The sequence below is a fragment of the Paenibacillus sp. YSY-4.3 genome (assembly GCF_054767475.1).
Genome location: NZ_BAABMC010000001.1, coordinates 1,105,682 through 1,129,148, shown reverse-complemented (window position 1 = coordinate 1,129,148; position 23,467 = coordinate 1,105,682). Strand labels below are relative to the sequence as shown.

Here is a 23,467-nt window from a genome sequence, read left to right as displayed (position 1 = left end):
TGGAAACAGCATTCATCGTTTCCAGAATTGTGAACATTCTGTTTCAGAGTCATGTCAATTTTATGTCGCAAACAAATAAAAAGCAAGCGTTTTCGAGCCTTTTCTCATATAGTTGTTTTCGATCATATCGATCTCACGATTGGATTAATTAAAGCGCTTACTTGTTTTTTGGCAGCCATTTGCGCAAAAACCTAACCGCATTATCGTACAACCATCCTCGTACAAGCCGCTCGGGGTAATGCTTCAGCAGCATTTCCGCCCACTCGGAATAGCGACCGCAATGATCTAAATCACTTAGGTGCTCTTCGATTCCATCGAAGTCCGAGCCAAACATAATATGGCTCTCCCCGCCCAAAGCGCAAATATGCTCAATGTGAGGAAGCAAATGCTTGCTCGACGGAGTACCGCTTTTATGGACGAACCAAGGGACAAATGTCACACCGATCCGCCCGTTCATTCGTATGATAGCTTGAATTTGCTCATCATGCAAATTTCTGACATGATCGCAAACTGCGTAAGCATTCGAATGGGAGGCAATGAAGGGACGCCGCGCGCCTTCTGAGAGCTCTGCAAGCTCCCAGAAGCCCTTCTGCGATAAATGGGATACATCCAGTATCATTCCTAGCTGATGGCTTAAATGGACGAGTTGAACGCCTTTAAGCGTGAACCCTCCGTTACGGGGCTCCAATATGCCGTCGGCTGCCCAATTGGCATGATTCCAGGTAATTCCGAGCAAACGAACGCCCAAATCGAAGCATACTTGCAAATAATGCAAATTCCCCTCCAGGCCATCCGCTCCTTCCAGCGACAGTAATCCTCCCACTTTCCCCTCCAGCTCCCATTGCTCCAGCTCATCCGCAAAGCGAATGGGGGAGACGCCACTCGGAACGATGCACGCATTGTAAATATCTATTTGATCCAAAATATGTCCCATATTCGGAGTACCGAGCTGTTTGGATAAGAAAATGGCAAAGCACTGCAGTTTCACGTTGCCTTGCCTCATTCGCTTCGCCATTACGTCGAGCCGGTCGTCTGTATTGAAGTCCATGCCGGGATGAAGCCGCATTTTGTTTAAAGCATCGCAATGGAAATCGACGACTTTCATTTTCAAACTCGCCCCCCCGCCCTTCATTAGCTGATTACACGTTTCCGCCTGGAAATGAAACGATGAATCATAATATGGTTTGCCGTAAATGCAAAAAACCTGTCTACGCATGCGCTCGTAAACAGGTATCTAATTATTTGAACGATTTATTATTTTATCTAGGCTCAACGATCAGTTTAATGGCTGTACGATCCTCGCCATCAATGACAATGTCCGTAAACGCTGGAATACAAATCAAGTCAACGCCGCTTGGTGCAACGAATCCCCGGGCAATCGCTACCGCTTTGATGGCTTGGTTCAGAGCACCGGCTCCTATAGCCTGAAGTTCAGCAGCGCCACGTTCTCTAAGAACTCCAGCAAGCGCACCGGCAACGGAGTTGGGATTGGATTTTGCTGAAACTTTTAATACTTCCATGGTAAGTACCTCCCTGGGAATAATGGTTGATTCCACTACTTAGAAGATATTCGTTAGAAGTGAAAAAATTCCTGCTTTTTACCATAGCTCCTGTTCCGCGGCCAATTTTCGGTGCTTCTTGCCGTTTTTTTACTCCATTACCCACTCATCTTCCAACAAGCGAATTTTTTGAATTTTCTTGGCATGTCCCGTTGACTCGTCAATATCCACCACTACGGCATGAAAATGCCACTTCCCTTCGCACACTTGAAAGCGTACCGGCAACTGCGTCGTAAACTTCCGCAGCACCGCTTCCCTCTCCATGCCCAGTACGCCTTCCCGTGAGCCTACCATGCCTGCATCAGTCAAGTAGGCCGTGCCTAGCGGCAATATCGTATCATCGTTGCTTTGTACATGCGTATGCGTACCTACAACGAGGGATGCCCTCCCATCCAGGTGCCAGCCCATCGCGATTTTCTCTGAAGTCGCCTCGGCATGAAAATCGACAAGAATGCATTTATGTTTTTTGGCCAGTTTCCCTATAATTTCGTCGGCTGCTCTAAATGGATCATCAATGGCGGGAAGAAAAGTGCGTCCCATTAAATTGACAATCGCGAGCTCTTTGCCATTCGCTTTGATTACGGTATATCCGCTGCCTGGCGTTCCTGGCGGAAAGTTAGCCGGACGGATCATTCGTGGTTCATCGTCAATGAATTCAAAGATTTCTTTATTATCCCATGTATGGTTCCCCATCGTTAGGCCGTGTATCCCGAGCTCAAAAAAATCTTTGGCAATCGCCGACGTGATGCCTCTTCCTCCGGCCGCGTTTTCTCCGTTCGCAATAATGACATGCGGGCTATATTTGGATTTCAAATGCGGGAGCGTCTCCTTCAACGCTCTGCGGCCCGTGCTTCCAACAATATCTCCAATAAATAAGACCTTAATGACAGGTTCCTCCCTAAACTCAATGGTTGTATTTCATAAGCAATGAGAAAAAGCGGCCCCATAAGGGCCACTTTCTCAGCATTGGCTTTACTTTGCGTATTCAACCGCCCGCGTCTCGCGAATGACGGTAACCTTGATATGCCCCGGATAATCCAGTTCATTCTCAATCGTCTTCGTGATGTCTCTAGCCAGTCGGAATGCTTCAGCATCGTCGATTTTGTCAGGCTGTACCATGACGCGAACCTCACGGCCAGCTTGGATAGCATAGGATTTCTCCACGCCTTCGAACGATTCCGAAATTTCTTCAAGCTTCTCGAGGCGCCGGATATATGTTTCCAGCGTTTCACGACGAGCGCCAGGTCTTGCTGCCGATAAGGCATCAGCCGCGCCAACCAGCATGGCGATCACCGATGTAGCCTCGCAGTCACCATGGTGGGATGCGATACTATTGATAACCACCGGATGCTCTTTGTATTTCTTAGCCAATTCTACGCCGATCTCGACATGCGATCCTTCCACTTCATGATCAAGCGCTTTACCAATATCATGCAGCAGTCCCGCCCGCTTGGCCAGAACGATGTCTTCGCCTAATTCGCCTGCCATAAGGCCAGCCAAGTAAGCAACTTCCATCGAGTGCTTCAGCACATTCTGACCGTAGCTTGTCCGGAATTTAAGGCGTCCCAAAATTTTGATCAGATCCGGATGAAGCGCATGAACGCCAACCTCAAAGGTAGCTTGTTCACCGTATTCGCGTATCCGTTCATCCACCTCACGACGCGATTTCTCGACCATCTCTTCGATTCGCGCCGGGTGAATCCGTCCATCCGCCACAAGTTTCTCCAGTGCGGTACGGGCGATCTCCCGACGAATCGGATCAAAGCCTGACAAGATGACGGCCTCCGGCGTATCGTCAATAATAAGATCGATCCCAGTCAACGTCTCAAGCGCGCGGATATTGCGCCCTTCGCGGCCTATGATCCGTCCCTTCATCTCTTCATTCGGCAATGCTACAACAGATACGGTCGTCTCCGCAACATGATCGGCTGCACACCGTTGAATAGCCAGCGTAATGATTTCACGCGATTTCTTATCGGCTTCCTCTTTCGCCTGCTGCTCAATGTCCTTGATCAGCTGCGCCGTTTCATGACGAACTTCCTGCTCTACATTGTTCAGAATAATGATTCTGGCATCCTCCATCGTCAAGTTGGAGATACGTTCCAATTCCTGAACCTGAGTCTTATAAATCTGATCAATTTGCTGCTGAGTTTCTTCAATTCGCTTCTCTTTGCCTGCCACCTGCTCTTCTTTTCGTTCAAGCGATTCTAATTTTTTATCCAGCGACTCTTCCTTTTGCAACAATCGTCTTTCCTGCCGTTGTATTTCGTTCCGACGTTCACGAATGTCTTTATCAGCTTCAGTCCGGACTTTATGGACCTCGTCCTTAGCTTCCAGGACTGTTTCTTTCTTCAGTGCTTCTGCTTCTTTCTTTGCGTTTTCCAAAATTTGGCCCGCAGCATGTTCCGCACTGGAAATTTTAGCTTCTGCAAGAGATTTGCGAATAAAATACCCGATCACGAACCCAAAGAATAAAGCGGCTGCAACGAGAGCGATCCAGACTCCATAGTTCATCTGTTCACCTCCCCGTTGATTCCTCCAAGGCATTCCTTGGGATACTTGCAGTTGTAGTTAACTTCCTCAATTCATCATCATTTCTAAGAATCGAATACAGGCCGATTCAGGTAGGCCGCTCACTTTAATTCCTGAGCTAAAATGTAAGCCTTCATGATTGGCGAATAGAATGTGTACAGAGTCATAATTTTGGAAGGAAAAAAGGACTCTGTGCATATAGACATTTTATTATTTGACGAAAGATATTGTCAAGCAAATGACAGCCGCCCCTGCGGCGGGCTATTCTTCTTCCCATCCCTCCGCATTATTCTGGCCGTCCTGCCGGGCCAACTCGCGGATTACTTTGGAAACTAGTCCACCCGAGTAGCCTCTGCGCATTAGAAAAGCTCCAGTCTTGCGTTTTCTGTCCATGAATTCGCCTGTGGCGGTCTTCCATTTCTTCGATCCCAGCTGTAAAGCGCTATTATATTCGTCTTCTTCGCTGACTTCACCAAGCGCCTCTTCAATCAAAGGCTTGGCAATGCCTTTCTGACGCAGTTCGTGTCGAACCCATAGTTTTCCCTTGCCTCTGCTCCCAACGCGCTGCTGGGCCCATTGCTGGGCGTATACGGCATCATCTATAAGCCGCTCCTGCTTAAGCCGGTGAATAACGTCGCCTACCGTCTCCTCGCTCCATCCCTTCTCCCCGAGGCGAAGGGCTATTTCGTAAGCTGTACGCGGCTTGCGGCTCAAATACACAAGAGCGTCCCCGTAGCTTCTCTGCCGTTCGTCTGCCGCGATAATCTCTTCCAAATCCGACTTGGTAAATGCCGAGCCTTTGATCATCCGATATTTAATCATCACATCTTCATGAACTTCGATCGAATAAGAACCAAAATGAATCCGGTAACGGAACTTTGGCCGCTTAAGGGCCTCCACCATCGTAATTTCCAATTCGCCGTCCTCCGGAAAATCATCAAAACTTGACTCCTCGGCGGGAGATTCCTTCGTAGTATTCCCCCAAAAACGCTCTTCAGAAATATCAACTATTCCCTGAGGTTCCTGCAACCGCCTTCCGGCTTTCACGGAAGGCTGCTGTGTCCTGCGCTTGCCGTATCCTTCATTCATCAAGCCGCCCCCCCTTGCCTCATTTCTGCAAATTCTGTTTTCATAGTTATATCATGGTACGCTTCCAAAATAAAAACGCTCTGTCCTGGCTTCGCCAGACTACAGAGCGCCTATTCATTGCTAAGTTATTATTCTTCGAAAAGCGCCTGCTCTTCTTTCGCTTCTTCCGCCAGCTCACTTGCAGAAGCCGAAGGAACGTCCGTGGACAATTGACTGGCTTCGCGAATTTTCAATTCAATGGCGTTCGCAATTTGGGTATTCTCCTTCAAAAATTGCTTCGCGTTTTCGCGGCCTTGACCCAAGCGCTCGCCAGAGTATGAATACCAGGCTCCGCTCTTATCGACAATATCAAGCTCTACGCCGATATCGATAATACTGCCTTCTCTAGAAATGCCTTCACCATACATAATGTCGATCTCCGCCTGCTTGAACGGAGGAGCCACCTTGTTCTTGACGACTTTGACCCGGGTACGGTTACCAACCATGTCATTCCCCATCTTGATCGTCTCTATGCGGCGCACATCAAGACGAATGGTGGAGTAGAACTTCAGAGCCCGTCCGCCAGGCGTCGTCTCCGGATTACCGAACATCACGCCGACTTTCTCGCGCAATTGGTTAATGAAGATCGCAATCGTCTTCGACTTGCTGATCGCTCCTGACAGTTTGCGGAGCGCTTGAGACATCAATCGTGCCTGCAAGCCTACATGCGAGTCGCCCATTTCGCCTTCAATTTCCGCTTTCGGAACAAGCGCCGCAACAGAGTCGATAACGATAATATCGACAGCGCCGCTTCTTACGAGTGCTTCCGCAATTTCAAGCGCCTGCTCCCCAGTGTCCGGCTGGGAGAGTAGAAGCTCATCGATATTTACACCGAGCTTACTGGCATAAGATGGATCCAGTGCATGCTCCGCATCGATGAACGCGGCTTGTCCGCCGATTTTCTGAACTTCGGCAATGGCATGAAGCGCCACTGTCGTCTTACCAGAGGATTCAGGACCGTATACTTCGATAATCCGGCCACGCGGCAATCCGCCTGTACCAAGAGCTATATCTAATGCTATTGAACCACTGGGAACAATTTCCACCTGCATATGAGTGGATTCGCCCAACTTCATAATCGAACCTTTACCGAATTGCTTTTCTATTTGACGAAGCGCCATATCCAGCGCTGCACGACGATCTGACAATTAGCTCACATCCTTATCAAATTGATTAAATGTAGGACTTTACATTAATAATTGTACCTTGTTTTGGAACGTTTGCCAAGCATTTTTTCGAACATATATTCGGGTCTCAACCCTCCCAAACCCTCCCTTACCGTAAGGGAGGGCCCCCGCAGGGCTTGCAGCCCTCGGGACTCCGGCAAATTGGAGGAACGTAGGAGTTGCAGAGGCGCTCCTGCCCGCTGTCCCCTGCGGGGAGCGCTTTACTTTTGGCGCGAGGATCGCTTTTCCCCCTTCGGGTACGTCTTACTTTGGGTTCACCCGGGTTACCTGGAAACACCCTGCTCAAGGAAATATGGTCGAGCACCCGGGTGAGTTTTGCTGGAATGAGCCGCTTGCCACCCTTCGGGTCCGCTCCTGGCTTGGCGCTCCTGCATAATGGTGGAGGGAGTTAATGTGGTGCGTTTACCTTCTACTTCCTGCTTGCAGGGTGCTCTCCCTTTGGGATTCGCTTACTCTGGTGCAGAGCTTAAACATTCTTTTATGGGTGCTCTAGATGAGCTAACCGACTAGAGAGGTACGATTGGCGCCGGCGCCTTCTACTTCCTGCTCGGCGGCGCTCTCCCTTCGGGATTCACTTACTTTTGGTGACAGCAATGACAACAAAGGGATAAATACCAACAAAGCTTTAACACCAACATCAACCAGCCATGGCCATAGCGGTTCAACAAAAAAAAGAACCGCAGCGCAACAAAAAAGTTAGGCTACGGTTCTTCCGTAATTTCATTATAACTCGAAGCTTATTTATTTTGCAAATGCAAATACAGGCAGCTATGCATGATCAGCGATCAGCGATTTCCTTAAGCTGTTTCCAAAGGTGATAAAGTATCGTCTTGGCAGAGCGAATCCGGATCGTTTCCCGATTGCCCTTCAGGTTCAGCTCAAGAACGGCCGTATCCTGTCCGCGGCGGGAAATGGCGATGTATACGAGGCCCACCGGCTTGCGCTCGGAATAGCCCGGACCGGCCACGCCGGTAATAGCCAGACCGAAATCTGTGTCGACAATCATACGCACCTGCTCGGCAAGCACTTTTGCGGTCTCGGCGCTGACAGCGCCAGGAGCATTGTCCCCCTCCAGCATGTCATGCGGAACGTTGAGCAGTTTCTCCTTCATTTCATTAGAATAGCAAACGATTCCGCCATGGAAGACGGCAGCGCTGCCTGGGATAGAGGTTATAGTCTCCATAAGCAAGCCGCCGGTGCAGCTTTCAGCACAGCTTACGGTTAAATTCAGCTCTGTCAGCAAGTCCACGATCGTCTTCTCAATCGGTATATCTCCGGTAGCGTACAGATGATCGCCGAGCCGCGAGCTGATTTCCTTCTCTAACACTTCCAGCTTGGCCATCGCTTCGCTTTCTGTATTCGCCTTTGTCGTAATCCGCAGCGTAACCTCGCTCTCCTTCGCGTAAGGCGCTACGGTCGGATCACTTTGCTTCTCGATCAGATCGAGAACCCGGGTCTCCAATGCCGATTCGCCGATCCCGGCAAACTTTAGCATCTTCGAATAAATTGGCTGCTCATGGGTCAATACATGCTGCATAATCCATGTTGTCGCCTGATTTCGAAACATCGGCATCAATTCTTTCGGGGGTCCTGGCAATACGATATAGAACTTCCCGTTATGTGCAATAGCGTTCCCTACGGCCAGGCCTGTCTCATTCGGCAGCGGCGTGCAGCCGTCAATGGCATGCGCTTGGCGCCGGTTATTCTCGGTCATGGGAATATTACGCCCCTGAAAGAACCGGTCGATATTATCCATCGCCATCCGGTCATAATGCAGGCCTCTGCCTAACACAGAAGCTAGCGCCTCCTTGGTCAAATCGTCCTGCGTCGGACCGATGCCGCCTGAGAAAATAAGCACATCCGCCCTCGACTCGGCGGTTTGAATCGCTTGGCGCAGACGGTCCATGTTGTCGCCTACAACCGTTTGGAAATACACGTCGATGCCGAGAGACGCTAACTCCTGAGATAAAAATTGCGCATTCGTGTTCACGATTTGTCCGAGTAGAAGCTCGGTACCTACAGCGATAATTTCTGCTTTCATATCTCTCCCACGTCTCCTTCCATCAGCAAAATAAGGCAGTCTCATTTTGACTTCAACCAGCATTCGCATGGCTAAATAGCTAAGTATTTGATTTAAATAGTTCGTCCCCTGATCAGCTTTTAGATAATGAAAGCAAATTTTTGTTTTTCACAAAATAGTCGATGCCGGAATAAATCGTAATCAGCGTAGCAACCCAAATCGCGATTTCATCGAAGGGAAAATGGAGCCACTCGAACGGAAAATTGTTCAGTAGAAGCACGGAGATCGCAATCACCTGAGCGATGGTCTTCGCTTTTCCCCACTTACTGGCGGCGATGACCGACCCTTCCAGCAATGCAATTTCCCGCAACCCAGTCACGGCAAACTCGCGGCTTATGATGACGATCGCAATGATCGCTTGGATCTCACCCATGGCAACCAGCGCCACCAGCACTGCGGCCACCAGTAATTTATCTGCCAGCGGATCAAGCAGCTTACCTAGGTTGGTCACCAAATTATGCTTGCGGGCAATATATCCGTCAATGCCGTCCGTACTGGCAGCCACGATAAACAAGATCGCCCCAATCAACTGGTTTACTGGCAGTATATAACCGCCAAACGACAGTTCATAGGACCACCACTCAAAGTCCACCAGCAAAAAGACCAGCATGACCGGGATCATAAAAATTCGGCTAATTGTTATGCGATTGGGTAAATTCAAAGGACACCCTCCCCGGACATGTCATATTCGTAAGCATGTGTAATGCGCACCTTGGCCATTTCCCCAATGCCTACAGGACAATTCGTTACGTATACTTCACCATCGATTTCCGGCGCATCATACTGTGAACGCCCGATATAAACGTCGCTGCGGCCGTCATAGCGTTCCACCAGCACGTCCAGAACTTCTCCGACGAATTTACCAGCATTCTCGTTAGAAACCTCGCGCTGAATTTCCATCAGCGTGTTAGCGCGCCACTCTTTTACCTCATCAGCCACTTGATCCGGCAGCCTTGAGGCAGGGGTATCCTCTTCCTTCGAATAGTTAAATACGCCCAATCGATCAAATTTGATCTCCCGTACGAAACCGCACAAGCTTTCGAAATCCTCCTCCGTTTCGCCCGGGAACCCGACGATCAGGGAAGTGCGAAGCGAGACGTTCGGTATCCGGGAACGAATTTTTGTGATCAGCTCCCGGATGTCGCGATTGCGTCCCGGACGGCGCATCCGTTTAAGTACCGCATCCTCACTATGCTGCAGCGGCATATCGACATATTTGCAAATCTTAGGATTCGTCGCAATCATTTCGATCAGCTCATCGGTGAAAAAGCCCGGGTAAGCATAATGGAGCCTTACCCACTCAATGCCTGCAACCTCTGTGACCCTATTCATCAGCTCGGCCAGCTTAAATTCTCCATAGAGGTCAGTCCCGTAATTGGTGGAATCCTGGGCGATCAGACTAATCTCTTTCACCCCTTGCGAAGCCATTAGCTTAACCTCGGCTACGATCGATTCGATGGAACGGCTTCGGAAATTTCCGCGCATGATTGGAATGCTGCAAAACGTGCAATTGTTATCGCAGCCCTCTGCTATTTTAACGTATGTAGTGTACTTGGCTGTCGATACTTTGCGAGGGAGTACCTCCTCATAATTAAACACCGGATTTCCGACTTGAACCGGTTTTTTGCCCTTAAGCGCCTCATCGACAATCTGATTAATATTATAGAAATCCCCGGTTCCAACGATACCGTCGATCTCCGGCATTTCATCCATTAGAACTTGCTTATAACGCTGCGTAAGGCAACCGGACACGATAAGCGCCTTCAGGTTTCCCGTCTGTTTCAAATCTGCCAAATCCAAAATTGTATTCACGGATTCTTCCTTGGCAGCATCAATAAAACCGCAGGTATTTACGATAATGACCGTAGCCTCTTCCCGGTCCTCTACGAGGCGATAGCCCCTTTGATCGATCAGGCCTGACATAATTTCAGAGTCAACCAGATTCTTCTCGCAACCAAGCGTCACGATTTTCACTTTTTCCGTCATATGCAGTGTCCCCCATTGAAATTAACCGATATACCCGTTTTTCCCTACAAGTATAAGCTTTACGAACATACCATGTCAAAAAAGTGTAAAGGTCTCTCACCGCGCGAGCCGCGCAGCAAAAGACCGACTTTTTTCGCTATTATTTGAAGTTGGTAAATTGCAAATCCAGGGATAAATCACCTTTGCGCAGCATCTGCATCACCTGCTGCAAATCATCTTTGCTCTTACCGGTAACGCGGATTTGATCACCTTGAATTTGGCTCTTCACTTTCAGTTTAGAGTCGCGGATCATGACATTGATTTTCTTCGCGTTCTCCGAATCGATGCCCTGCTTCAGCTTAATGCGCTGGCGTACGGTGCCAAGAGAAGCTGGCTCCACTTTGCCATAATCCAGGTTTTTGATCGGCAGTCCTCTCTTGATCATTTTTGATTGCAAAATATCGATGACTGCTCCAAGCTTGTACTCATCGTCCGAGACAATAACCAAATCGTCTTTCTCGACTTTAAGCTCGCTCTTGCTCCCTTTGAAGTCGAAACGATTTGCGATTTCCCGCTCTGTCTGGTCGATCGCATTCGTAAGTTCCTGCATGTCCATCTTGGAGACGATATCAAATGCGCTTTCAGAAGCCATAACTCTCCGCCCTTTCCTAATTTGCTTATATCTATTAATTATATGTAATCCCATGGGCAAAGTCCAACCTCGCAGAAAGCCGCATTGGCTAGTGAATAAATCACTCCCAGGAGCGCTTTCGCACAAAAAAAACGTTCCTCGAACAAACCAGCTCGAAGAACGCTTGTGATTTCCTATATTCCGGGGATTCAATTCGAATTCGCTCGACGAGTAGGAGTTCTGAACATATCCAAAATACCAAGCAGCATCCCGAAGCTTGCCGCTCTTATTCTGCGCTTGTATCAACGCTTCCTGTATCAGCGTTCGCTCCAGCATCGGTCGTATCCATGTTAAGCTGAATCTTGGAAGTATTCTTGCCGTCCTCCACGACCTGACCCGCAACGGTAATCTTCGTGTGCGAGGAAGCCCCGGATTTGATGTACATGCCTTCAGGACCCAACTCATACGTCAGTACATCTCCATTGGATGTATTGTCAAAATACAGCTTCTCGCCGTCTTTGCCGCCCTTATACACCTCGACCCAGCTCTTGCCGGTAGCATTGATCACGACCTGCACCGGCTGTCCGCCAGGATTAATGACTTTGAAATTCGTCGTGCTTCCGCTCTTGCCGTCCGGCTGAACCACGACATCTCCGCTCGAACCTGTGTCCGCGCCATTATTCGAACCGTTCTCCGCGCCGTCCGGTGTGCCGGTATCCGTCTGATTCCCATCGGTACCCGCAGGAACATTGCCGGCACCCGTCTGCTGGTTCGCATCATTAGCCCCCTGCGTCTCCCCGCTAGAAGCTCCGTCCTGGCCTTTGTCGCCTTGCTTCAGAGGATTCTCCGATTGGGTTAATTTTGTCGGATCGGTCTCATTGTTCTTGTCCGCAGCCGGATCCTTGCCCCAAACTGCAAAATACATATAAATGACGATCAAAATCAGAATAGCAAAAGACCACATCAGCGCTGTCGACATCCACTTCGAATTACGCTCAGATGTCTGTCTGCTGCGGCGCTTCTGCAGCACGGGCTCCATCGTCTGCTCCACCTGAGGGGCAGGCACGTCCTGACGATGCTCGTTCAGCAGCTCATCCGCATTTACTCCAACCGTTTCAGCGTATGTCTTTATAAAGGCCCGCACATAAAAACTCCCCGGCAACACTTTATAATCTCCCGCCTCGATGGCTTCTAAGTATCTTTTGCGAATTTTTGTCAAATCCTGCACATCATCCAGTGACAAGCCTCTGGCAAGGCGGGCTTCCTTCAATTGCTGGCCCAAATTCGACACGTCCATCACCTCCTGCAAATAATTGAAATAGAATTATATTTTAATTTAAAAATACAATTTAAAATGAAAGTAACCTTCCGATTACAATAACGTATTTCTCGGTGGAAATGTTACGCTTAACGGCCGGTCATTAATCTTGTGTACTATTTCACCAAAAAAAGACGACCAGTAACGCCATCTTTTACCATCGTACTCAAAAAGACCTACGAATTTATGTATTCATCGTCAAACCCCTTAACAAACACTCATTCGACAATATAGGCCATAATTCCTGCATTCATTTACAGAGAAGTGAAAAGTTTGCAGAATGAAAGCGAACAATAACAATACGTGTTTTATGATATATAAAAATTTTTCGAAAGGCAAGCACCTGCATAAAATGGTAGAAAAGCTCCCCATGACAGGGAGCTTTACCTTTCGCCAAACTATGCGTTTTCCTTAGCCAACTTCACCATCAGCCGGGCAATGGTCTTACGTTCTTCTTCATTTCCGACATCCCACAGCTCTTTCAGGGCGCGGTTTGAAGCGTTTTGTGGATCGACCTTGTCATCCAAGAAGCTGCCGATTTCGTAGGCAAGGTGAGAGATGGTCTCTTCGCTGAGACCTGATCTTTCCGCATGTTTGACGCGTTCACCCAAAAATTGTTTCCAGGTATCGAAATTTTTGAGTACTGTTGACATGTTTAAATCCTCCTTCGTTTGAACGTGAGATTTAAAATCAACAGTCGTAATATGCGATTTATTCGGCTTATTTATTCGTGGGACCCGGCAAAACAGCTCCGCCATTCCTTACCTTAACAGTAGAAATTAGCTTGGCCGCCTCGGCATTAGGTCAGCCAGCCGCCATTAGGACTAATGATTTGTCCTGTAATATAACCGGATTCGGGAAGCGCAAGGAAATACACCAAAGAAGCGATTTCCTCTGGGGAAGCCAATCTTCCTGCAGGGATTTCCTCCTCCAGCATACGAATCTCCTCAGCGGCAAAGCGTTCCATCATGTCCGTTTTAACGGCTCCTGGAGCGACCGCATTAACCGTAACGCCGGAAGGTGCCAGCTCTTTAGCAAGAGCCTTTGTAAAGGCGTTTACGCCCCCCTTGGCCGCCGAATATACGGCTTCGCAAGCTCCCCCGGAAATTCCCCACACGGAGGAAACGTTGATAATACGACCGAACCGTTGATTAATCATATAGGGCATGAATGCCTGACTGCATAAAAACACGCTTTTCAAATTGATATCCATCACTTCATCCCACTGCTCTTCCGATACATCTGAAAGCAGAGCATAGTGGGAAATCCCAGCGTTGTTCACCAAAATATCCGGCTTAAGTCCTCGCCCCTCCAGCTTCTCCTTCATCCGGCAAATCTCTTCCCGGCTTCCAAGATCTGCATTGACAGTATATACCTTTGCCCCGAGCTCCAGACATTTCCTGGCCACTTCGTTTGCGGCTTCATGTGATTTCCTATAATGAATGACAATATTCATTCCGACCGCGGCAAAACGGAGGGCGATATCGGCACCGATGCCCCGGCTCGCCCCCGTAATAAGCACAGTCATTTCCCCAATGCTTTTATCTATCCCATGACGACTGTTCATCCCTTAAGGGCTAACGACGAGCGATACTGCCAGCTGATCCCAATCAATATGCTCGCGTAGCCGGTTGTTCACCTCTTCCAAGGTTAAAGATTCATAAATCGGTAATACGGAGAACAGATCCCCGCCCCTGAAGCGATAACGTGTAAATTCGTGGGCGATATTCTCCGGAGAGTTCAACATCCGCAAATATCCGCCGATTTTTTTCTTACGCGCACGCTCGAAATCATCGCTCTGGAAACCTGAAGCTAGTATTTTCTTCGTCTCTTCTGTAAAGACCTCCAGAAGACGGTCGGGATCCTTAGTGTCTCCACCCATTGCCGAGAAAGCATAATTCGGATTGCTGTTGAATTCATGGCCGAAGCCATCCGAAATGAGATCCATGTCATACAGCTTCTGGTACAGCTTCGTACTGGAGCCAATCAGAAGATCCAAAGCTAGCTTGAGCGCAAGATCCCGGCGAAGCAAAGCTTCGTCCGTAATTCCTAGGTTGGTCTCTTTAAACCCAAAAAGGCACTTCGGCAGTGAAACCGGAAGCTTGATCTCCTTGCGTTTCTCGTGAACCTCGGCTGGCTCCACATCGAACAAGCGTTTAATTTCTCCTTGCGGCTGATAGCTCTTTTTAGCCTGGTTGCTCCGTATCAGCGAGAATACTTCTTCCGGATCGACCCCGCCTACCACAAACAAGAGCATATTGCTCGGATGGTAGAAAGCGTTATAACACTTATAAAGCGTCTCTTTGGTAATCGTTCCGATGGATTCCACCGTCCCGGCGATGTCAATATGAACGGGATGTACGGCATACATAGCCTCGATCAAACCGAAATACACGCGCCAATCCGGATTATCCTGGTACATGCCGATTTCCTGGCCGATAATACCCTTCTCCTTCTCCACGTTCTGATCCGTGAAATAAGGATTTTGCACGAAATTGACGAGCGTCTCAATATTCTCCATAACGTTCTCGGTCGCGGAGAATAAATAAACGGTCTGTTCGAAGCTTGTAAAAGCGTTCGCAGAGGCACCTAAAGAAGCGAATTTGGCAAAAATATCGCCTTCCGGCTCCTCGAACATTTTATGCTCCAGGAAGTGGGCGATTCCGTCGGGTACCTTTGTCTCGGCTTCTCCTTCTACCCGGAAATGATTATCAATCGAGCCGTATTTTGTGGAGAAGGTGGCATACGTCTTCTTAAACCCCTGCTTCGGAAGCACATACACTTGCAAACCATTGTCCATCGTCTCTCGGTACACCGTCTCTTTCAGTCGTTCATGTGTAATGACTTCCATCCGCTACACCTCCTTCTTCCCTGTTAAAAAGTAAATCGTGTCGAGCTTAACCGCATTCGCTACGCCAACGACATCCTCCGGCGTAATCGCTTCGACCTGCCGCAGGAGTTCTTCCGCCGGGCGTTCCCGGCCGGACAGCACGCGGTTGAAATCATACGCAATCATGTCAAACGCGGAATCCTGCATTTCCAGCAGGCTGTTGCGAATCATGGCCTTCGTCTGCGACATTTCCAGCTCGCTGATCTGCCCATCGCGCAGACTTTCCAGCTGCGCTTTTATGATTTCAAGCGCTTTATTATAATTCGCGATTTCGATTCCGGATTGAATCGAGACGATGCCTTTATGTCCATCGAATCTTGATGCTGCATAATAAGCCAAGCTTTCCTTCTCCCGGACGTTAATAAACAGCTTGGAGTGTGGATAGCTGCCTAGAATCCCGTTATAAAGCAAAGCTGCCGCATAGCGGTCGTCGCCATAAGTAACCGGAATGCTCAGGCCCATATTGAGCTTGCCCTGATTTACGTCGAGCACCTCTTCCACGACGCGAACTTCACCGCTTGTCGTATGGCTCTGTGCCGGCACATATTCCGGAGTAACCGATCGTCCTAAGCCGAAATGCTGCTCTACAAGCTCCTGCACCGCGGCAAGGGTCGTGTCACCGACGACATACAGATCAAGGTTCGCCTGCTGCAGCCACTGCTGGAACGCCTCGTACAGCGACTTTGCTGTGATCTGATCCAAATCCTTGCGCTGACCCAGCGGATGCAGGCGGTAAGGATCGTTCTGGAACATTTCCTCCATGCAGCGCTCAGCAGCATAGCGGATTTTATCGTTGATGATTGCCTCCAGCTTCTTCCGCACCGTCTCCCGCTCAGAGCTCACATAGGACTCGCGGAATGCGCCATTCTCCGTAACAGGCTTCGTTACGGCCTCACCGAGGAATGAGAAAGTTTTGCGCAGCAAAGAATCGTCGCTGGATACGAATTCATCGTTGATGGTATCCATGCGGAATTGAACGATTTGATAATTCCCCCGCTTGTATACGTCAAAGCCGAATCCGGCGCCATACAAATGCTCTAGCTGCTCGCGAAATTGAATTGTCTCCGGGTAGGATGCTGTACCCCGCCGCAGTACGAATGGAGTCAACGCCGTAGTCGTTACTGTATCCTCATTCAGCGGAGTTCCCGCATAAAGCGATACCGCAAACGTTTTGAATCTGGTCGTCGGCAGAACGTGAATTCTGATGTTGCCTGCAATACCCCGCTCAAATACAGTTTTATTCAAAATGAAAACTCCTTTACAAGAGACTGTCTTGTCACATTTTACCTCATAATTTTAGTTCCATTCTATACTATGGCAAAGTAAAGAAGCAACCCGCTCCCATGAACGGCTGCTTCCTGCCAAACAATTATTTACATGCAGAAAATATGCTTTCCAATCGTTTTGACCTGCGGACGAGACCAGATCCATTTTGATGTCGCCGTCTCCGGGTTAAAGTAATACGTGCAGCCGCCGGTTGGGTCCCAGCCGTTTAAAGCCTGCTGCACCGCTTTCCTTGCGCTCTCGTTAGGTTCAAGCCAAATTTGGCCATCAGCGACCGCGGTAAAGGCGAGCGGCTGGAAAATGACGCCTGACACCGAATTCGGGAAGCTCGGCGATTTCACACGGTTTAGTATTACCGCAGCCACCGCTACCTGTCCTTCAAAAGGTTCTCCACGGGACTCGCCGTATACTGCATTAGCCATGATTTTCAGGTCATTAGCCGACAGTCCCATTGCGTTTCCGGAAGATAAATCTGCTGACGTGTTGCCTTCGGTCTGCTCGGCAGCTTTCTCGGTCTCTTTATTCGCTTCGGTCTCGCCAGCCGCGTACTCCATGCCCGGCTTCCAGGCTTTCGTGGCATTGTAAAGCTTCAGCTTCGTTTTCGGCCCAGCTAGACCGTCAACCGGCATGCCAAACTCCGATTGGAACCATTTGAGGGATTCCTGCGTTTTTGGACCAAAATAACTATCGAGCTTGCCATGATAAAATCCCAGAAAGCCCAGTCGGCCTTGAAGCTCATATACGTCTGTCCCGAATGCGCCATACTGGATAACCTGTTCGCTGAATACGGGAAGGGAAGATTTCGGCTCCTCGCTTCTTTCCGCCATAGCGGGCGTAATATGCCAAAGCCGATAAGCTCCAAACAATGCCCCGCACAAAAGCAGCACTAAACCGGTAGCAAACCATATTCTCGATTTTTTCATACGTTTAGCTCTACCTTTCTTTTTTTGGATTAACATAGATGGATGACATTATTATGACTACTGCCGCCCCTTCCTATGCACCCTAAAAAAGAATCCTTTATCCCGGATCAAAATAAAACGGCAGAACCTTGTTCATCAAGGATCTGCCGTCATATGATCTGCTGCTTAAGCTATTACGAAGATATTTTCCCGAGCTTGAACTGCTCTAAGGAGATCAGTACTTCCCTAGGTTTGCTTCCTTCATACGGGCCGACGATGCCGCGGGCTTCCATCGAATCAATCAATCTGGCCGCACGGGTATAACCGATGCGCATCCGTCTTTGCAACAGTGAAACCGAGGCCTGCTTTGCTTCGAGGATAATCTGGACGGCCTGATCGAACAGTTCATCCACGACCTCCTCCATCTCCTGCATATCTTCGTCCACCTCGGGCACGAGGCTATCGTCATATTCAGCCTGTCCTTGCTCCCGGACGTAACCCACGATCGCTTCGACCTCCTGATCGCTCATGAAGGCGCCTTGCACGCGGATCGGCTTCGATGCTCCCATCGGCATAAACAGCATATCGCCGCGGCCGAGCAGCTTCTCCGCCCCAGCCATGTCCAGAATGGTGCGGGAGTCTACCTGGGAGGATACCCCAAAGGCGATTCGCGATGGAATATTCGCTTTGATTACACCGGTAATTACATCCACAGACGGACGCTGCGTAGCAATTATAAGGTGGATGCCTGCAGCCCGAGCCATTTGCGCCAGGCGGGCTATCGCATCCTCTACATCATTCGCCGCGACCATCATCAAATCGGCCAGCTCATCAACGATTACGACAATGTACGGGAGAACCGCTTCAGGGTTGTCCTTCATCATCAAATTGTAGCCTTCTACATTCCGGGCGCCCGATTTGGAAAACAGCTCATAGCGCTTTTCCATCTCCACTACGATCTTCTTCAGCGCCAGCGAAGCCCGCTTCGGATCGGTGACGACCGGGGCAAGCAAATGAGGAATCCCGTTGTAGACATTTAGCTCAACCATTTTTGGATCGACCATCAAGAACTTTACTTCATCCGGCTTTGCTTTATATAGAATACTGGTAATGATACCGTTGATGCACACCGATTTCCCTGAACCTGTTGCCCCTGCAACGAGCAAGTGCGGCATTTTAGCCAGGTTCCCTACAATCGTCTGTCCTGATATATCCCGCCCAAAGGAGATGGACAGCTTCGATTCAGCATCTTGGAAGACCGGTGTTTCCATTACTTCCCGCATCGTAACGAGAGATACCTCGTTGTTCGGCACCTCGATGCCGATCGCCGATTTGCCGGGGATCGGAGCTTCCATGCGAATATCCTTGGCCGCAAGCGCCAATGCGATATCGTCTGTCAAATTGACAATCCTGCTCACCTTGACTCCGATATCCGGTTGAATTTCATACCTGGTAACGGCAGGTCCGCGAACGACCTCCAGCACACGAGCCCTTACCCCAAAGCTCTCCAGCGTCGCCTCCAGCTTCCGCGCGGTCTGCTTATAATCCGCCTGGTCACCGGATTTCCCGCTTCCCGCTGGCTTGGACAACAGACGAAACGGCGGCAATTTATAGGGCTTTGGAGCCGGCTTCGGTGGAGGTGCCGGTTCTTCGGGCTTGTCCTCTTCCGTAACATCTGGTGCAATGCCTTCTTCAACGATTCCTCCGCTTTCCCCTTCGGGAATCGCTTGGAAGGCTGCATCCCCCGCCGCTGCATCTGCGTCGGATTCATTCAGCTCCACCGAACCGCGATCTTCCATGGAATTAGAGGAATCCGGCCAAATCGCGGATCCGTCGGATTGCTGTTCCTGTACTTCAGTTTCAGCCTCGCCTTCGCCAGAACGCCCTTCAAGCTGAATATTGTCAAAGAAATCGCGGATAATGGGACCTACATCAGCCTGTTCATTCCGCTGCAGAATCGGCTCCCCGGTATAAGGGTCGAATTTCGCTCCTTCTTGCACGGAAGCATTGTTGCCTGTATAATCGAGCTCATTCCAGTTCACTTCGGAAGTATGTAACTGGTCATTCTGGGAATATTCCGCTTCCATATCCCCGCGGATATCCTCAGGGCTGCCCGTTTGCTTCGGACGAGGCTTAAAGTTAAACAGCTGAAAAAAAACTGGCTTGTTCCGCGGCTGAGGGGACACAGGAAGCTCCTCCTCTTCTTCCGCTTCATCCTCATATTGGATTTCCCGATCTGGTGATGCTGACGGCCGCTTTGCTCTATTGACGGGAACAGGGCGCAGCAACTTCAGCTTCCGGCTGAAATTTGCTCCCACTCCGCTTAAATTTTTGCGAAGCAAGCGAAATAAATCGACATAAGACAGGCCGGTAATCAGCATAAAACTGATCGCCATCAGCACAATCATGATAAGCTTAGCTCCCGCAATGCCAAACAGCGAATAGAGCAGGGCAAATTCAAGCCCACCAACATAGCCTCCGCTGATATCCAGGCCGAGAAGGCTGAAGCCACTATCTCCAAGCGTTGGACTGAATAAAGCAGTCTGAAGATCATGATGAATTTGCGAAATAATATTTCCCGCAGATAAAGACACAGATGGAGCAAGCTTCTTCTCCATGGAAAAAATCGTGCTCATCAGAACTAGCGACAGCACGGCGAGCAGCGCTCCGCTGCGGCGGGTATTCCAGCGGGACGGCCATTTGCGGCTAATCATCACGCTGAGCCCAATGAAAATCCCGATCAATGGAATAACGAAATAGAACTTGCCAAGGACAAGTGCAGACATCTTCGATAATGTCCGGCCCACTGCGGCCTCCCCAGACAAGGCGATAATCGATAACGTAATCAGGATGATCCCATATATTTCATACTTGAGCATACTGCCCAATGCTGCCTTTTTTTTCTTCTTTTTTCGCGCCAAACGAAGATCACCCCCTAGATGAATATTATACCATAATCACTGGGGGCAACCTATAGACTCTTTATGATTTGCGCAAAATTGGCACGAAAGTAACCTGCTGCCCAGGCGCATAGGCCGGGTTTAGATAATCATCCAAGGAGCATTGTAGCAGCCGAATAATCGTCGCTCGATTGTCCGGCTCCATTCTGACCTGCATCAACACACCGCCGAGCTCGATTTCCGTGTAGCTATCCGCCGGTTCCTTATCGTCCCAATAAGCGTCTTGCGGTAAAATCGTATAATGAGTCATTGCGTAAGACCTCCTACCGCACGTCGCGATTCGATCAGCTCATTCAATTTAGTGAGTCCTTGACCAATCCCTCCGATTCCATCAATCAGCCCGTTTTTAACCGCATCGCTCCCACCTACCGCTGTACCGATATCGCGGTTCAGCTCTCCGGTCTTGAACATTAGTTCCTTGAACTTATTCTCGGAAATATGGGAGTGGGCCGTCACGAATCGCACGACGCGCTCCTGCATTTTCTCGATATACTCGAAGGTTTGCGGCACGCCAATCACAAGGCCTGTCATACGGATCGGGTGAATCGTCATCGTTGCGCTCTCGGCGATATACGAATAATCGGAAGCTACAGCAATCGGCACACCGATGCTGTGTCCCCCGCCAATCACCACCGTGACCGTCGGCTTGGTCAGAGAAGATATCATTTCCGCAATCGCTAATCCGGCTTCGACATCGCCGCCTACGGTATTCAGAATGATTAATATCCCTTCGATGCGAGGATTCTGCTCGGCCGCAACAAGCTGAGGAATCAAATGTTCGTACTTGGTCGTTTTGTTCTGCGGAGGCAGTACAAGATGCCCTTCAACTTGCCCTATTATCGTCATGCAATAAACATTGGATTCCCCGGGTGCAGGCACTGTCGTTTGACCAAGCTGCTGAATCGTTTCGGTGACAGCTGCTGCTGCTGTCTTATCCCCTCCCGGAACTTCAGGTGCAGGCTCGGGTTCACCGTTAGCCATATAACTTGGCTTCTGGAATTGCTCATTCATCCTTGACACTTCCTTTCGGCTGCTGGGCAGTAATTATCGGATCGTGTCGTTAGTATGCCTAGGCCAACAGCCTTCATGCAAAACCAGCAATAAAAAAGAAAGCCCCCTCTCCTACAAGAAACCGTCCAATATTACCGGCAGGAGAAGGGGCGACTGTGTGCCCGACCCGAAAGGTCAGATTATGAAATTTTCTTATTTTTAGCTATTGTTCATTACACTTCCATGATGATCGGCAAAATCATCGGTCTGCGCCGCGTTTGCTCATAAAGGAAACGTCCAAGCGCATCCTTGACATTAGTCTTAAGCGAAGCCCATTCGTTTACGTTCTCGCTCATTAATTTCTCCAGCGTGCTCGATACGATCCGGTTCGCCTCTTCAAGCAATCCTTCGGATTCCCTTACGTATACGAACCCTCTGGAAATGATATCCGGCCCGGAGACGATCGTTCCATCCTGCTTGCTTAGCGTAACGACGACGACCAGAATGCCGTCCTGCGACAACAGCTTACGGTCGCGAAGCACGATATTGCCTACGTCGCCGACCCCAAGGCCATCGATCAAGACGTTGCCTGCCGTCACTTTACCCGCTTTACGAGCGACTCCATTTTGGATTTCCACCATTTCACCGATATCGAGCAGGAATATATTGTCCGGGTCAACACCGACGGATTCTCCGAGCTGTGCATGCTTCCGCAGCATGCGGTATTCCCCGTGGACCGGGATGAAATATTTAGGACGCATCAAATTCAGCATCAATTTCAATTCTTCCTGGCTGCCGTGGCCAGATACGTGAACACCAGAATTGGAGCCGCTGTAAATCACCTCAGCGCCAAGCCGGAACAATTCATCGATCGTGCGTCCCACATATTTTTCGTTACCAGGTACCGGAGTGGCTGCAATGATGACCGTATCCCCTGGTAAAATATCCACCTTGCGATGCGTAGAACGGGCCATGCGCGTTAACGCGGACATCGGCTCACCTTGGCTGCCTGTACACAAAATTACGACGCGATCCGCAGCCATTTTGTTTACTTCTTCCGGCTCGATCAGAATGCCGTCAGGGACATTCAGATAGCCGAGCTCCGAAGCAATCGTCACGACGTTAACCATGCTGCGTCCGATAATCGTCAGCTTGCGATCCGTTGAATAAGCCGCATCAATCACCTGTTGAATCCGGTGCACATTGGATGCAAACGTAGCGACAACGACTCGCTGCTGAGCCTTGCGGAAAATATCATCAAGGACGATGCCGACATTTTTCTCCGACGGCGTAAACCCAGGTTTCTCCGCATTCGTGCTATCTGATAAAAGCGCAAGTACCCCTTTTTTGCCGATTTCTCCCATGCGGTGCAAATCAGCAAATTGATCATTGACTGGAGTATGATCAAATTTGAAGTCACCTGTGTGAACTACGTTGCCCTCTGGCGTTTCAATGCATACCCCAACTGAATCAGGAATACTGTGATTTGTTTTAAAGAACGTTGCTTTGAGCGTCGATCCTAACTGTACTTCCGAGTCTGCATGAATGAGCACGCGCTTCGTATCTCCCAGCAAACCGGCTTCCTTTAGCTTGTTCTCGACCAGACCTAACGTCAATTTTGTTCCGTATACGGGAACATTCAGATTTTTGAGTACATATGGCAATCCGCCGATATGGTCTTCATGGCCGTGCGTAAGCACGATGCCCCTTACTTTGTCACGGTTCTCCGTCAAGTAAGTGATATCGGGAATGACGATGTCAATGCCAAGCATGTCCTCTTCTGGAAATTTAAGGCCAGCATCAATCACAACGATGTCATTGGCATACTGAACGACGTACATGTTCTTTCCGATTTCCGCTACGCCGCCCAGTGCAAAGATCGTCAATTTATCATTATTCATTTTTTTGGACAAGTGAATCTAACCCTCCTAGTTAATTGGACGTTGTATATTTTGATAATATTTAATTTATTTAAATCACCGCACCCAGTCACTTGAAATCATTATACATGATTAAAATGGCAAAAAACAAGTCAAACGCT

At 49.3% G+C, this 23,467-nt stretch carries 20 protein-coding genes; all 20 read right to left on the bottom strand.

Annotated elements, in window-relative coordinates; all coding sequences use genetic code 11:
• Positions 1-157: 157 nt before the first annotated feature.
• The gene (locus ACYUJT_RS05325) at positions 158-1,105 is read right to left on the bottom strand and encodes a dipeptidase (RefSeq protein ID WP_460319781.1); all 948 of its coding nucleotides are present in this window, start codon (positions 1,103-1,105) and stop codon (positions 158-160) included.
• Between the two features lie 154 nt (positions 1,106-1,259).
• Entirely contained in the window at positions 1,260-1,520 is a 261-nt protein-coding gene (locus ACYUJT_RS05320) for a stage V sporulation protein S (protein ID WP_006286829.1), read from the bottom strand.
• 129 nt (positions 1,521-1,649) lie between these two features.
• Positions 1,650-2,444, bottom strand: a complete 795-nt coding sequence (locus tag ACYUJT_RS05315; protein WP_460319780.1) for a TIGR00282 family metallophosphoesterase — start codon at positions 2,442-2,444, stop codon at positions 1,650-1,652.
• A gap of 87 nt (positions 2,445-2,531) precedes the next feature.
• Positions 2,532-4,073 (bottom strand): ribonuclease Y, encoded by a 1,542-nt coding sequence (rny, locus tag ACYUJT_RS05310; protein WP_460319325.1) that lies wholly within the window; start codon positions 4,071-4,073, stop codon positions 2,532-2,534.
• Between the two features lie 279 nt (positions 4,074-4,352).
• The gene (locus ACYUJT_RS05305) at positions 4,353-5,180 is read right to left on the bottom strand and encodes a regulatory protein RecX (protein WP_460319324.1); all 828 of its coding nucleotides are present in this window, start codon (positions 5,178-5,180) and stop codon (positions 4,353-4,355) included.
• A 128-nt stretch (positions 5,181-5,308) separates the two neighbouring features.
• Positions 5,309-6,367 carry a recombinase RecA gene (gene recA / locus ACYUJT_RS05300; protein ID WP_460319323.1) on the bottom strand — a complete coding sequence of 353 codons (1,059 nt, stop codon included), beginning with the start codon at positions 6,365-6,367 and terminating at the stop codon, positions 5,309-5,311.
• A gap of 817 nt (positions 6,368-7,184) precedes the next feature.
• Positions 7,185-8,447, bottom strand: coding sequence for a competence/damage-inducible protein A (locus ACYUJT_RS05295; RefSeq protein WP_460319321.1), 1,263 nt, complete (start codon positions 8,445-8,447; stop codon positions 7,185-7,187).
• A 112-nt stretch (positions 8,448-8,559) separates the two neighbouring features.
• Positions 8,560-9,147 (bottom strand): CDP-diacylglycerol--glycerol-3-phosphate 3-phosphatidyltransferase, encoded by a 588-nt coding sequence (gene pgsA, locus ACYUJT_RS05290; protein WP_460319319.1) that lies wholly within the window; start codon positions 9,145-9,147, stop codon positions 8,560-8,562.
• The gene (gene rimO, locus ACYUJT_RS05285) at positions 9,144-10,472 is read right to left on the bottom strand and encodes a 30S ribosomal protein S12 methylthiotransferase RimO (RefSeq protein ID WP_460319318.1); all 1,329 of its coding nucleotides are present in this window, start codon (positions 10,470-10,472) and stop codon (positions 9,144-9,146) included. The genes pgsA and rimO overlap by 4 nt, the downstream gene beginning before the upstream one ends.
• Positions 10,473-10,611: 139 nt before the next feature.
• Positions 10,612-11,103 (bottom strand): YajQ family cyclic di-GMP-binding protein, encoded by a 492-nt coding sequence (locus ACYUJT_RS05280; RefSeq protein WP_460319316.1) that lies wholly within the window; start codon positions 11,101-11,103, stop codon positions 10,612-10,614.
• A gap of 265 nt (positions 11,104-11,368) precedes the next feature.
• Positions 11,369-12,379, bottom strand: coding sequence for a RodZ domain-containing protein (locus ACYUJT_RS05275; RefSeq protein WP_460319315.1), 1,011 nt, complete (start codon positions 12,377-12,379; stop codon positions 11,369-11,371).
• A 419-nt stretch (positions 12,380-12,798) separates the two neighbouring features.
• The gene (locus tag ACYUJT_RS05270) at positions 12,799-13,053 is read right to left on the bottom strand and encodes a DUF3243 domain-containing protein (RefSeq protein WP_460319313.1); all 255 of its coding nucleotides are present in this window, start codon (positions 13,051-13,053) and stop codon (positions 12,799-12,801) included.
• 146 nt (positions 13,054-13,199) lie between these two features.
• Positions 13,200-13,967: an elongation factor P 5-aminopentanone reductase gene (gene ymfI, locus ACYUJT_RS05265; RefSeq protein ID WP_460319311.1), complete on the bottom strand. Its 768-nt coding sequence runs from the start codon at positions 13,965-13,967 to the stop codon at positions 13,200-13,202.
• A gap of 3 nt (positions 13,968-13,970) precedes the next feature.
• Positions 13,971-15,251 carry an EF-P 5-aminopentanol modification-associated protein YfmH gene (yfmH, locus tag ACYUJT_RS05260; protein ID WP_460319309.1) on the bottom strand — a complete coding sequence of 427 codons (1,281 nt, stop codon included), beginning with the start codon at positions 15,249-15,251 and terminating at the stop codon, positions 13,971-13,973.
• A 3-nt stretch (positions 15,252-15,254) separates the two neighbouring features.
• Positions 15,255-16,535: an EF-P 5-aminopentanol modification-associated protein YfmF gene (gene yfmF / locus ACYUJT_RS05255; protein WP_460319308.1), complete on the bottom strand. Its 1,281-nt coding sequence runs from the start codon at positions 16,533-16,535 to the stop codon at positions 15,255-15,257.
• Between the two features lie 128 nt (positions 16,536-16,663).
• A complete protein-coding gene (gene sleB, locus ACYUJT_RS05250; protein WP_460319306.1) occupies positions 16,664-17,497 on the bottom strand; it encodes a spore cortex-lytic enzyme in 834 nt (277 codons plus the stop codon).
• Between the two features lie 173 nt (positions 17,498-17,670).
• Positions 17,671-20,397, bottom strand: a complete 2,727-nt coding sequence (locus ACYUJT_RS05245) for a DNA translocase FtsK (protein ID WP_460319304.1) — start codon at positions 20,395-20,397, stop codon at positions 17,671-17,673.
• A 61-nt stretch (positions 20,398-20,458) separates the two neighbouring features.
• A complete protein-coding gene (locus ACYUJT_RS05240; protein WP_460319303.1) occupies positions 20,459-20,686 on the bottom strand; it encodes a YlzJ-like family protein in 228 nt (75 codons plus the stop codon).
• Positions 20,683-21,447, bottom strand: coding sequence for a ClpP family protease (locus ACYUJT_RS05235; protein WP_460319302.1), 765 nt, complete (start codon positions 21,445-21,447; stop codon positions 20,683-20,685). The genes ACYUJT_RS05240 and ACYUJT_RS05235 overlap by 4 nt, the downstream gene beginning before the upstream one ends.
• 212 nt (positions 21,448-21,659) lie before the next feature.
• Positions 21,660-23,339, bottom strand: a complete 1,680-nt coding sequence (locus ACYUJT_RS05230) for a ribonuclease J (protein WP_460319301.1) — start codon at positions 23,337-23,339, stop codon at positions 21,660-21,662.
• Between the last annotated feature and the right edge of the window lie 128 nt (positions 23,340-23,467).